Here is a 12,921-nt window from a genome sequence, read left to right as displayed (position 1 = left end):
CCATGGCTTTCGAAGCAATGTTCCAGCCGATCCAGATCGGCAAACTGACCATCCGCAACCGCGTGCTCAGCACCGCGCACGCTGAGGTCTACGCAACGGACGGCGGCATGACCACCGACCGCTACGTCAAATACTACGAAGAGAAAGCCAAGGGCGGCATCGGCCTGGCGATTTGCGGCGGTTCTTCCAGTGTCGCCATCGACAGCCCGCAAGGCTGGTGGAAATCGGTGAACCTGGCGGACGACCGGATCATTCCGCACTTCCAGAATCTGGCGGACGCGATGCACAAGCATGGCGCCAAGATCATGATTCAGATTACCCACATGGGCCGTCGTTCGCGCTGGGATGGCGAGCACTGGCCGACCCTGCTGTCGCCGTCGGGCATCCGCGAACCGGTGCACCGCGCGACCTGCAAAACCATCGAGCCGGAAGAAATCTGGCGGGTGATCGGCAACTACGCTACCGCTGCCGCGCGGGCCAAGGCCGGTGGTCTCGACGGTGTCGAACTGTCCGCCGTGCACCAGCACATGATCGACCAGTTCTGGAGCCCGCGCGTCAACAAGCGTACGGACGAGTGGGGCGGCAGCTTCGAGAACCGCATGCGTTTCGGCCTCGAAGTGCTCAAGGCTGTGCGCAAGGAAGTCGGTGATGATTTCTGCGTCGGCATCCGTCTGTGCGGTGACGAATTCCACCCGGACGGTTTGTCCCACGAGGACATGAAACAGATCGCCAAGTATTACGACGACACCGGCATGCTCGATTTCATCGGTGTGGTCGGTTCGGGTTGCGACACCCACAACACCCTGGCCAACGTTATCCCCAACATGAGTTATCCACCGGAGCCGTTTCTGCACTTGGCTGCGGGCATCAAAGAAGTCGTAAAGGCGCCGGTTTTGCACGCGCAGAACATCAAGGATCCGAATCAGGCCACGCGCATTCTCGAAGGCGGTTACGTCGACATGGTCGGCATGACCCGCGCTCACATCGCTGACCCGCACCTGATCGCCAAGATCAAAATGGGTCAGATCGATCAGATCAAGCAGTGCGTCGGCGCCAACTATTGCATCGACCGTCAGTATCAAGGTCTGGACGTGCTGTGCATCCAGAACGCCGCGACCTCCCGTGAATACATGGGCGTGCCGCACATCATCGAAAAATCCACCGGCGTCAAACGCAAAGTGGTCGTCGTCGGTGCAGGGCCTGCAGGGATGGAAGCCGCTCGCGTGTCGGCTGAACGTGGCCACGACGTGACCTTGTTCGAGAAGAAAGAATTTATCGGCGGGCAAATCACCACCGCTTCGAAAGCGCCGCAGCGTGACCAGATTGCTGGCATCACCCGCTGGTTCCAGTTGGAACTGGCGCGGTTGAAAGTCGATCTGCGTCTGGGCACGGCGGCGGACATCGCGACGATCATGGACTTGCGTCCGGACGTTGTGGTGCTGGCGGTGGGCGGTCATCCGTTCCTGGAGCAGAACGAACACTGGGGCGCCGCTGAAGGTTTGGTTGTCAGCAGTTGGGACGTGCTGGATGGCAAGGTCGCGCCGGGCAAGAACGTGCTGGTGTACGACACCATTTGCGAGTTCACCGGGATGTCGGTTGCCGACTTCCTTGCTGACAAGGGCAGCCAGGTCGAGATCGTCACCGACGACATCAAACCGGGCGTGGCCATCGGCGGCACGTCGTTCCCGACCTACTACCGCAGCATGTACCCGAAAGAAGTGATCATGACCGGCGACATGATGCTGGAGAAGGTCTACCGCGAAGGCGACAAACTGATCGCGGTGCTGGAGAACGAATACACCGGCGCCAAAGAGGAGCGGGTGGTCGATCAGGTGGTAGTGGAGAACGGCGTGCGTCCGGACGAAGAGTTGTATTACGGGCTCAAGGACGGTTCGCGCAACAAGGGCCAGATCGATATCGATGCCTTGTTCGCGATCAAACCGCAGCCTTCGTTGAGCACCACGGGCGACGGTTACTTGCTGTTCCGCATCGGCGACTGCGTGGCGCAGCGCAATACCCACGCCGCGATCTACGACGCGTTGCGGTTGTGCAAAGACTTCTAAGGACTTGCACCAAACCCCTGTGGGAGCGAGCCTGCTCGCGAATGCATTCTGTCAGTTGACGATGATGTCGAATGACCCACCGCTTTCGCGAGCAGGCTCGCTCCCACAGTAATGCAGACCGTGTTTCTCCAGGTTGTACTGGTGGGAGCTTCACCATGTTGAACACCCTTCTTCCAATCCTGTTGTTCGCAGCTCTGGGCCTTGGTGTCCTCGGCGCGTTGCGGCGGGTGGCCATGTGGCGTCGGGGCCGGGCCTCGAAGGTCGACCTGATCGGCGGCCTGCTCGCCATGCCCAAGCGTTACATGGTCGATTTGCACCATGTCGTCGCGCGGGACAAATACATCGCCAACACCCACGTAGCCACGGCCGGCGGTGCGGTGGCGTCGATTGTGCTGGCGCTGCTGGTGCACGGTTTCGGCCTGCATAACCGCATTCTCGGTTACGCCTTGCTGCTGATGACGGCGGTGATGTTCGTCGGCGCGATCTTCGTTTATCTGCGTCGGCGCAACCCGCCAGCGCGGCTGTCGAAAGGCCCGTGGATGCGCCTGCCGAAAAGCTTGCTGGCATTCTCGGCGTCGTTCTTTTTGCTGACTTTGCCCGTTGCCGGAATCCTGCCGGAGAACTTTGGCGGTTGGGTGCTCGCGGTCATTCTGGGGATCGGTGTGTTGTGGGGCGTGTCGGAACTGTTCTTCGGCATGACTTGGGGCGGGCCGATGAAACACGCCTTTGCCGGTGCGTTGCATTTGGCTTGGCACCGTCGCGCTGAACGCTTTGGCGGCGGTCGTTCCACGGGCCTGAAACCGTTGGATCTCAATGATCCGTCAGCGCCGCTGGGTGTTGAGAAACCCGTAGATTTCACCTGGAACCAACTGCTCGGATTCGACGCCTGCGTGCAGTGCGGCAAGTGTGAAGCCGCTTGCCCGGCGTTCGCCGCCGGCCAGCCGCTAAACCCGAAAAAACTGATTCAGGACATGGTCGTCGGCCTCGCTGGCGGTACCGATGCGAAATTCGCCGGCAGCCCGTATCCCGGCAAACCCATTGGCGAACACAGCGGCAATCCGCATCAACCGATCGTCAACGGTCTGGTCGACGCCGAAACCCTGTGGTCGTGCACCACTTGCCGCGCCTGCGTCGAGGAATGCCCGATGATGATCGAGCACGTCGACGCCATCGTCGACATGCGCCGCCATCTGACCCTGGAAAAAGGCGCGACCCCTAACAAGGGCGCCGAAGTCCTCGAAAACCTCATCGCCACCGACAACCCCGGCGGTTTCGCCCCGGGCGGGCGGATGAACTGGGCGGCGGATCTGAACCTCAATCTGCTCAGCGAAAAGAAATCCACCGACGTGCTGTTCTGGGTCGGCGACGGTGCGTTCGACATGCGCAACCAACGCACTCTGCGCGCCTTCGTCAAAGTGCTGAAAGCGGCGAAAATCGACTTCGCCGTGCTCGGTCTTGAAGAGCGTGACAGCGGTGACGTGGCGCGCCGCTTGGGCGACGAAGCAACCTTCCAGTTGCTCGCTAAACGCAACATTCAGACCCTGGGCAAATACAGCTTCAACCGCATCGTCACCTGCGATCCGCACAGCTTCCATGTGCTGAAAAACGAGTACGGCGCGTTCGACGGCAATTACCTGGTGCAACATCACAGCACCTACATGGCGGAAATCATTCAGGCCGGCGCGCTCAATCTCGGTCAGCACAAAGGCAACAGCGTGACCTATCACGACCCGTGCTACCTCGGCCGCTACAACGGCGAGTACGAGGCGCCGCGTGAAGTGCTGCGCGCGCTCGGCATCGAAGTCAAAGAGATGCAACGTTCCGGCTTCCGTTCGCGCTGCTGCGGCGGCGGTGGCGGGGCGCCGATCACTGATATTCCGGGCAAGCAACGGATACCTGACATGCGCATGGAAGACATCCGCGAGACCGGCTCCGAACTGGTGGCCGTGGGTTGTCCACAGTGCACGGCGATGCTCGAAGGCGTGGTCGAACCGCGTCCGCTGATCAAGGACATTGCCGAACTGGTGGCTGACGCGCTGCTCGAAGACGCCGCGCCAAGCAAGCCTGCCACCCCGGCCAAACGTGAACCTGCGGAGGCCCACTGATGAGCGACATTATCCGCCGCGACCCGCGCGCCGAATGGATTGCCCGTAACCGTTTGCACCCGCTGCACGCGGCGATGCAACCGGCGCAGCACAGCTGGATGGGGCCGAATGGCGTCATCCGCAAGAACCTGCACGGCATGGGTTTTATCGGCCCCAACGGCATCAAACGGATCGACCGCAGCGGCGCGCAACAGGGCGGGGCGGTTAAACGTTCGGCGGCTGTGGAAGTGCAATTGCCGCTGCATCAGGTGCCAGCCCCGGCGTTTTACATCAGCGTGGTGCCGGACATGGTCGGTGGCCGCTTGAGTAGCCACGACCGCGATTTGCTTGGCCTCGCTCATCAACTGGCCGGCAAGGACGGCGCGGTGTTGGCGGTGGTTTTTGGTGAACATAAGGAAAACGCGTTCGCTACTGCTGGCGTCGATCGTTTGTTGGTACTCGAAGGTGAAGCCTTCAGCGGTTATGCACCGGAGCAGCGCGTGCAGGGTTTGCGTGCTGTGGATAACCAGTTCAATCCACGTCACTGGCTGCTACCGGACAGTCGCAGCGGTGGCGGCGAACTCGGTCGACGCTTCGCCGCTGCTCTGGGTGAACGCCCGGCGACGCGAGTGTGGCAGGTCAAGGATCAAGAGTGCATCGGCCGCGCCGGTGCTGGCTTGCAGGATCTTGCACGTCCGCTCGCGCGGTTGATTCTGGCGTCGGCGGAATGTGCCGAACCGGTCAGCGAAACCCGGCATGAAGCGTTGCCAGTGGAGTTATCCACAAGCGTCGCGCGTAGCCTGTCGCGGATCGAAGATCTTGGCGCAGTGGCGGTCGACCCGGCAGCGATTCCGATGGCCGAAGCGGAGTTCATTTTCTCCGGCGGTAACGGCGTCAAGGACTGGGCGCTGTTCCACGAAACGGCTGCCGCACTCGGCGCCACCGAAGGCGCATCGCGGGTGGCGGTGGACGATGGCTTTATGGCGCGTGATCGCCAGGTCGGCGCGTCCGGCACCTGGGTCACCGCGCGGGTGTATGTCGCTGTGGGTATCTCCGGGGCGATCCAGCATTTGCAGGGCATTGGCGCCTGCGACAAGGTCGTGGCGATCAACCTCGATCCCGGTTGCGACATGATCAAACGCGCCGACCTCTCGGTGATCGGCGAAAGCGCAGAGATTCTTCAAGCCTTGATCGCGGCGGTGGCGGCTTACCGCAACGACGCCAAGCGCGATGCGGCTTAAGGAAACGCTATGAACACGAACGTTATCAGTCTGGTTTCAATCGGCGCCCACCCGACCTCCGGCCGGCCACGCCGCGCCGAGCAAGATGCCCGCGCTGTGGAGTTGGGCCTGCAACTCGCTGGGGATAACCTGCAAGTGCTGCATGCCGGCGATGTTACGGAACCGGCGTTGCGCGCCTATCTGGGCATGGGCCTGGAACAGATGCATGTGCTTGAGCAACCGACTGGCGCTGATGCGTTACCGGCGCTGACCGCGTATCTCCGCGATGCCGGTGCGCAAGTGGTGCTGACCGGCAGCCAGGCCGAAACCGGTGAAGGCTCGGGGATGTTGCCGTTTCTGCTCGCCGAAGGTTTGGGCTGGCCGCTGGTGGTCGGGTTGGCGCAGGTGGAGTCGATCAATGATGGATCGGCGTTGGTGCTGCAGGCTTTGCCGCGTGGGCAACGACGTCGCTTGAAGGTGAAACTTCCGTTTCTGGCGACTGTGGATAACGCTGCGCCGAAACCTCGGCAGAGTGCTTACGGCCCGGCGCGACGAGGGGTGCTGGAGGCTGACGACGTTGAAGTTATCGATGATGAACTTCTGTCCGCCGCGACCCTGCAACCGGCCAAACCACGGCCAAAACGCCTGAAAGTGATCAAAGCCAAAAGCGGAGCTGACCGGATGAAAGCCGCTACTGCGAAAGCCAGCGGCGGCGGTGGGCAAGTGCTCAAAGGCGTTACCCCACAGGCCGGTGCCGAAGCCATCCTCAAACTCCTCATCGAAGAAGGCGTCGTCCGCTGACCCCCCGACACCCCTCAAATCTCTGTAGGAGCTGACGAGTGCAACGAGGCTGCGATCTTTTGATCTTGTTTTCAAATACCAACATCTAAAGATCGCAGCCTCGTTGCACTCGTCAGCTCCTACAGGTCAGTGGGGTTTTCCACAGGAATAATGTGGTTTACACACAATCCCTGTTGGTCAGTCTGTGGATAACGTGTTCGCCCTTCGCTGCAAGTCATGTCTGCCGTGGCTTGCAGGCCGCAGATCAAAAAACAACCAGCCTAAGTTGCGGTTTTTACGGGATTTTTCTGCGGGATAACTGCGTAAGTTACCCCCGATCTCTGTTGGCGCTTCTGTGGATAAGATGTTCGCTAACCCCTGAGAGCTATATACAACGCGGCTTTCAGAGAGTTGGTTAATAACTGATCAATTCGCGCTTTTGACTCGATGAATTGCTCGTAGAGCCTGATATTTCGCAGTCTTCAGGGCTTTTCCACAGCAGAGGTAAAGTTACCCCCGATCTCTGTTGGTGCTTCTGTGGATAAGGTGTTTGCCTTCCGCTGAAAGCCAAGAATGGCGTGGCTTGCAGGCTGTTGATCAAAAAGCGATCAATGTGTTTTCAAAACCGTACTTCTGGATAAGTCACGGTTTTTCTTTGCAAATCAGTGGGATATTTTTCGAGTCATCCACAGTTGTCCCCATTTGCTGTGGGTGGGTGTGTGGATAACTTGTTTGCGGAAGGCTGGGGGGCTTGGTGGGTATGGGGTGTGGGGTGGTTGATCAGAAATTGTGCAATCTGGCTTTAGGGATGTGGTGTTTGTCAGGACGCCTTCGCGAGCAAGCCCGCTCCCACAGGTGGAACGCATTCCACCTGTAGGAGCTGCCGAAGGCTGCGATCTTTTGATCTTGCTCAGCCCTGAACCGGGACGCCTTTGAGGTAAGGCGCAGGCTCGGCCCCAAGGTTGTTCAGCAAGCGCTCGCTGTACCAATCAACAAAATTCACCACGCCAAATTCATAGGTCTTCGAATAAGGCCCAGGCTGATACGCCGTCGAGTTGATCCCGCGCTGGTTCTCCTCAGCCAGACGCCGATCCTGATCATTGGTCGCATCCCACACCTGACGCATGCGATCAACATCGTAATCCACACCCTCAACCGCATCCTTGTGCACGATCCACTTGGTAGTAACCATGGTTTCCTGCGCGCTGATCGGCCACACCGTGAAGACGATGATGTGGTCGCCCATGCAGTGGTTCCAGGAGTGCGGCAGGTGCAGGATGCGCATCGAGCCGAGATCCGGGTTCTTGATGCGGCCCATCAGTTTCGCGCAGCCCTGTTTGCCGTCGAGGGTCATCGACACGGTGCCTTTGAGCAGCGGCATGCGCACGATGCGGTTGCGCAGGCCGAAACTGGCGTGGGCGTAAGGAATCTTCTCGGCTTCCCAGGCTGCGGCGGAGGCGGCGACGTGATCCTTGAACGCCTGATCGGCGCGCGGGTCGGTGACGTCGTCCCATTCCAGCAGGGTTTTCAGCAGTTCCGGGTGCGACGCGTTGCAGTGGTAGCACTCGCGGTTGTTTTCCAGCACCAGTTTCCAGTTGGCCTTTTCCATCAAGGTGGTGGTGATCGCCACCTTGGTGTTCTCCATGTCGTACGGTTCCATGTAATGGTTCAGCGTCGACAGGAAGTCATCAATGGCCGGTGGATTCTCCGCCAGGCTGATAAAGATGTAGCCGCCGGCGGTCTTCACGTTGACTGGTTTGAGGCCGTACTGCTTCATGTCGAAGTCGGCGCCCATTTCGGTGCCGGCGAACAACAGGCGACCGTCCAGCTCGTACGTCCACTGGTGGTAGTGGCAGACCAGTTTGGCGACTTTGCCCTTCTCGCTGGTGCACAGACGCGAGCCACGGTGGCGGCAAACATTGTGGAACGCATGCACAACGCCTTCGGCGCCACGAATGACGATGATCGGGTTCTTGCCGATCTGCAGGGTCAGGTAGTTGCCTTTGGCCGGGATCTCGCAGGTCATGCCGGCAATCAACCACTCTTTCTGGAAGATCTCCTGCATGTCGATATCGAAAAGGCGTTCATCGCTGTAGAACGGTTGTGGCAGCGAAAAGGTGCGCTCGCGCTCCTGGAGCATTTGTGCGGTGGCCTTGCGTGCGGGTTCCAGCGGATCGCCCAGGCTGATTTTTGCGGTGACGTCCATCGATGTGATCCTCATGGCCCTCTACGTGGCCGGCGAATGTGGCTAATCAGGGGTGCTGCAAAGTGGCTACGCAAGGTGTAAAGAATCTGTCTTGGTGTTGGGGCGAGTGTGGGCCCGGCGCGGGGCGCAACCTTATCCATGGGCGACATGATGCAATCTGTTCCCGACGCGCAACCCCCGGTGGTTGGGGGCTGGTCGCGATAAGTATGCCGATGTCGCGGATAGGTAAACGGGCGGTTCGCGCTATACGCAGAATCGCCGACATGAGGCCGACAGTCGGCCGTGGAGAACAGCATGTCCAACAGCTTCCTGAATCCGGTCACCACCCAGACCTGGGCCAATGGCCGACACATCGTCCGTTGCGTCAAAGTCATCCAGGAAACCTGGGACGTGCGCACCTTCTGTTTCATGGCCGACCAGCCGATCCTGTTCTTCTTCAAGCCCGGGCAATTCGTGACCCTGGAGCTGGAAATCGAAGGCCAGCCGATCATGCGTTCGTACACCATTTCCAGTTCGCCGTCGGTGCCGTACAGCTTTTCGGTGACGATCAAACGCGTGCCGGGCGGCAAGGTCTCGAACTGGCTGCACGACACGCTGCATGAAGGGCAGGAATTGGCGGTGCACGGGCCCGTCGGGCTGTTCAACGCCATCGACTTCCCAAGCCCGAAAGTCCTCTATCTCAGCGGCGGCGTCGGCATTACGCCGTGCATGTCGATGGCGCGCTGGTTTTACGACACCAACGCCAACGTCGACATGACCTTTATCCACAGCGCGCGCTCGCCGAAAGACATCATTTACCACCGCGAGCTGGAGCACATGGCGTCGCGGATCGACAACTTCAGCCTGCACCTGATTTGTGAAAAGCACGGCCTGGGTGAGCCGTGGGCCGGTTATCGCGGTTACCTGAACCACAAGATGCTCGAATTGATGGTGCCCGACTTCCTTGAGCGCGAAGTGTTTTGCTGCGGGCCGACGCCGTACATGAATGCGGTCAAGCGGTTGCTGGAAGTGGCTGGTTACGACATGTCGCGTTATCACGAGGAATCGTTCGGCGCCACGCCGCCCGAAGCCCGTGCCGATGCGGTGGAGCAGGCGGAACAGGCGGCGGATGCGCCGGAAATCGATATCGCCGATCTGCATCAGGTCGAATTCACCTCGTCCGGCAAGAGCATTCGTGTGGCACCGGGCGAGACCGTGCATGCGGCGGCGGCCAAGCTTGGCCTGATGATCCCGAAAGCCTGCGGCATGGGGATTTGCGGGACGTGCAAGGTGCTCAAGCTGGGCGGCGAGGTGGAGATGGAGCACAACGGCGGGATTACCGAGGACGATGAGGCCGAAGGGTTTATTTTGTCTTGCTGCAGTGTGCCTAAAGGTGATGTGCGTATCGAGTTCTAACGGAATCCCTGTGTAGGAGCTGCCGAAGGCTGCGATCTTTTGATCTTGTTTTTGAAGATCAAAAGATCGCAGCCTTCGGCAGCTCCTACATGGGTTGTGTTCAGTCGATGAACAGGTCGGGCATCAGGGTTGTGGTGCTGCCCGGTTCAAAGCGGTAATGATCAAATTCAGTCACGCCGCTCTCGCGCAAAATTTCTTCATCAATCAATAGCCGCCCGGTGATCTGCCGATCGCGGCTATCCAGAATCACATGCGCCGCATCCGCCATGATCGCTGGCGTTCGCGCCTGCTTGAACGACTCCCGGTTCCCCAGCTGAAACTCAATCGCCGCCGTGGCAATCATCGTCTGCGGCCACAACGAATTCACGCTGATTCTGTACGCGGCAAACTCCTCACTCATCCCCAGCGTCAGCATGCTCATGCCGTACTTGGTCACCGTGTAGGGACTGAACTGCGCAAACCACTTGCTCGCCAGATTCAGCGGTGGCGACAGATTGAGGATGTGCCCCGAGGATTTCTTCAGATAGGGCAGGGCGGCCTGGCTGCACAGCAACACCGCGCGGGTGTTGATCTGGTGCATCAGGTCGAAGCGTTTGAGCTCGATGTGTTGCACACCAGTGAGTTTGATTGCCCCGGCGTTGTTTACCAGCGCATCGATGCCGCCGAAATGTTCGTTGGCCTGGGCGAGAGCCTGGCGCACGCCATCCTCATCACGCACATCCACCTGCAACGCCAACGCCTTGCCGCCCGCCGCTTCGACTTCCGCGGCGACGCTGTGAATGGTGCCGGGCAATTTCGCGTGGGGTTCGGCGCTTTTCGCCGCAATCACGATATTGGCCCCGTCCCTCGCGGCACGCAGCGCAATCTCACGGCCAATGCCACGGCTGGCGCCGGTGATGAACAGGGTTTTGCCTTGTAACGACATGCCGATGCTCCTGCTTATTGTTATATGAGCGAAGGGCTCGACAGACAATGTAGACCAAGCAGATCAGGTAACGCTGTCTCCGCCATGATCGTTCCCACGCTCCGCGTGGGAATGCAGCCGTCGACGCTCCGCGTCATAGCGGTGTTAAGGATGTCGACAGTGGTGAGGCTGGAACGCGGAGCGTCCCGAGAGGCATTCCCACGCGGAGCGTGGGAACGATCAGTGCGGAGGTCGGGCGGACTCAATTTGCTCGTTCCCATGCTCCGCGTGGGAATGCAGCCCGGGACGCTCTGCGTCCCATCAATACCAGCACTGAACCTCAATAAGCCCCGGCATTCCCGCGTAGTCCCTGGCACTCGAATAACGCCAATGCTTTGGCAAGTCCACATACCCGCGTTTCACTGGATTGTTGTGGATGTATTCAAGCTTCTGACGCATCACCGATTCGCTGTAGACCATTTCTGCGTGTGAACCTTCCTGCCACAACTGGTACACCCGATCCTGCTTATGCGCGCGTTTGCTAAAGCGCAGACGTTTCAGGGCTTTGTCGGCACCTTTGCTTTGCAGATCATCGATGATTTGTCGCGCGGTGAAAGATTTGAATTGGCTGAGGCATTTACTCAGGTCGGGCGCCTGAGCGACGAAGTGAAGATGGTTTTCCAGAATCACGTAGCCGTACAGCTTCAAGTCATGGTGGGTCTGTTGATAACGCCAGCAGTTGAGCAAGTGGTCGACGATGTACGGGCGGATGAATAACGGCAACCACTCCATGATCGTGCAAGTCAGGAAATGCGGTTTGTCGGTTTCAGTAATGGTTAGCGGCTTCGGCCCATGGGATTCTTCCTTGAATCTTGCGGTGCGACGGGAATGGAACGCGGAGCGTCCCGGGAGGCGTTTCCACGCAGAGCGTGGGAACGATCAGGGTGAGGCGGGGGGGATGATCGCGCTAGAAGAGAAGTCTGGTATTACGGTGGGAAAAGTCATCCTCGGCCGAAGATCGTTCCCACGCTCTGCGTGGGAATGCTGCCATTGACGCTCTGCGTCATAGCGGTGTTTAGCGTCTGGGGGATGGAACGCGGAGCGTCCCGGGAGGCATTCCCACGCGGAGCGTGGGAATGATCAGTGCGCTGGCGTCAGGTCAGGCGGACATGACTTCGCGGATGTCGCGGGCGAGTTCGCGGACGCGTTCTTCTTCGGTGTCCCACGAGCACATGAAGCGTGCGCCGCCCTTGCCGATGAAGGTGTAGAAACGCCAGTTCTTCGCGGTCAGCGCGGCGATCGCCGGTTCCGACAGTTGCAGGAACACGCCGTTGGCCTGCACCGGGAACATCAGTTCGACGCCGGGAATGTCGCTGACCAGTTCTGCGAGCAATTGCGCGCAGTGGTTGGCGTGGCGCGCATATTTCAGCCAGGCGTCGGTTTCGAGGATGCCGACCCACGGGGCCGACAAGAAGCGCATTTTCGACGCCAACTGCCCGGCCTGTTTGCAGCGATAGTCGAAGTCTTCCGCCAGTTTGTGGTTGAAGAACAGGATCGCTTCACCCACGGCCATGCCGTTCTTGGTGCCGCCGAAACACAGCACATCGACACCAGCCTTCCAGGTCAGATCCGCTGGCGAGCAGCCGAGGAAGGCGCAGGCGTTGGAGAAGCGCGCGCCGTCCATGTGCAGGTGCAGGCCCAGCTCCTTGCAAGTGGCGCTGATGGCGCGGACTTCTTCCGGCGTGTAGACGCTGCCGACTTCGGTGGCTTGGGTCAGGGTGACCACGCGCGGTTTCGGGTAGTGGATGTCCTGGCGCTTGAGCGCGACTTCGCGGATCGACTGCGGGGTGATCTTGCCGTTTTCAGTGCCGGCGATCAGCAGCTTCGAGCCGTTGGAGAAGAATTCCGGGGCGCCGCATTCGTCGGTTTCGACGTGGGCGGTTTCCGAGCAGATCACGCTGTGGTAACTCTGGCACAGCGACGACAGGGCCAGCGAGTTGGCGGCGGTGCCGTTGAAGGCGAAGAACACTTCGCAGTCGGTTTCAAACAATTGGCGGAAATGGTCGGACGCGCGTGCGGTCCATTCATCGTCGCCGTAAGCGCGCTGGTGGCCGTGGTTGGCCTGTTCCATGGCAGCCCAGGCTTCAGGGCAGATACCGGAATAGTTGTCGCTGGCGAATTGTTGGCTCTTGTCGGTCATGGCCGGCTTCCGTGGTCGAGACTCTTGTGAAGGCTCGTGGTCAATGATGGTGCGCACTTTACCGAAGAT

At 59.8% G+C, this 12,921-nt stretch carries 8 protein-coding genes and 1 pseudogene; 5 read left to right on the top strand and 4 right to left on the bottom strand.

The genetic code is table 11. The annotated features are described in order from the left end of the window. Positions 1-2 precede the first annotated feature (2 nt). From dgcA to ACIOMO_RS09140, 4 genes are all read left to right on the top strand, one after another. Positions 3-2,063: a dimethylglycine demethylation protein DgcA gene (gene dgcA / locus ACIOMO_RS09155; protein ID WP_212550116.1), complete on the top strand. Its 2,061-nt coding sequence runs from the start codon at positions 3-5 to the stop codon at positions 2,061-2,063. 155 nt (positions 2,064-2,218) lie between these two features. Further along, a complete protein-coding gene (gene dgcB / locus ACIOMO_RS09150; protein WP_401240095.1) occupies positions 2,219-4,168 on the top strand; it encodes a dimethylglycine demethylation protein DgcB in 1,950 nt (649 codons plus the stop codon). Beyond that, complete coding sequence (locus ACIOMO_RS09145; protein ID WP_053124554.1) at positions 4,168-5,388, top strand: electron transfer flavoprotein subunit alpha/FixB family protein; 1,221 nt, start codon at positions 4,168-4,170, stop codon at positions 5,386-5,388. Before dgcB ends, ACIOMO_RS09145 begins: the two co-directional genes overlap by 1 nt. 9 nt (positions 5,389-5,397) lie before the next feature. After that, entirely contained in the window at positions 5,398-6,168 is a 771-nt protein-coding gene (locus ACIOMO_RS09140) for an electron transfer flavoprotein subunit beta (protein WP_401240092.1), read from the top strand. 889 nt (positions 6,169-7,057) lie between these two features. On the opposite strand, the gene gbcA is transcribed toward ACIOMO_RS09140, so the two are convergent. Next, on the bottom strand, positions 7,058-8,353 hold the full coding sequence (gbcA, locus tag ACIOMO_RS09135) for a glycine-betaine demethylase subunit GbcA (RefSeq protein ID WP_053124549.1): 1,296 nt from the start codon (positions 8,351-8,353) through the stop codon (positions 7,058-7,060). A gap of 294 nt (positions 8,354-8,647) precedes the next feature. On the opposite strand from gbcA, the gene gbcB reads away from it, so the two are divergent. Beyond that, positions 8,648-9,748, top strand: a complete 1,101-nt coding sequence (gbcB, locus tag ACIOMO_RS09130; protein ID WP_053124547.1) for a glycine-betaine demethylase subunit GbcB — start codon at positions 8,648-8,650, stop codon at positions 9,746-9,748. Between the two features lie 100 nt (positions 9,749-9,848). Here gbcB and ACIOMO_RS09125 read toward each other — a convergent pair whose 3' ends face one another. The 3 genes and pseudogenes from ACIOMO_RS09125 to ACIOMO_RS09115 form a co-directional block, all read right to left on the bottom strand. Further along, the gene (locus tag ACIOMO_RS09125) at positions 9,849-10,673 is read right to left on the bottom strand and encodes an SDR family oxidoreductase (protein WP_401240088.1); all 825 of its coding nucleotides are present in this window, start codon (positions 10,671-10,673) and stop codon (positions 9,849-9,851) included. 300 nt (positions 10,674-10,973) lie between these two features. Next, positions 10,974-11,506, bottom strand: a pseudogene (locus tag ACIOMO_RS09120) (REP-associated tyrosine transposase). A gap of 305 nt (positions 11,507-11,811) precedes the next feature. Further along, positions 11,812-12,852: a low specificity L-threonine aldolase gene (locus ACIOMO_RS09115; RefSeq protein ID WP_008084160.1), complete on the bottom strand. Its 1,041-nt coding sequence runs from the start codon at positions 12,850-12,852 to the stop codon at positions 11,812-11,814. Between the last annotated feature and the right edge of the window lie 69 nt (positions 12,853-12,921).

It is taken from the genome of Pseudomonas sp. NPDC087804 (assembly GCF_044742965.1).
Lineage (GTDB): Bacteria > Pseudomonadota > Gammaproteobacteria > Pseudomonadales > Pseudomonadaceae > Aquipseudomonas > Aquipseudomonas rustica.
Note: the sequence above shows the minus strand (reverse complement) of the source record. Positions and strands in the feature narration are given on the sequence as shown.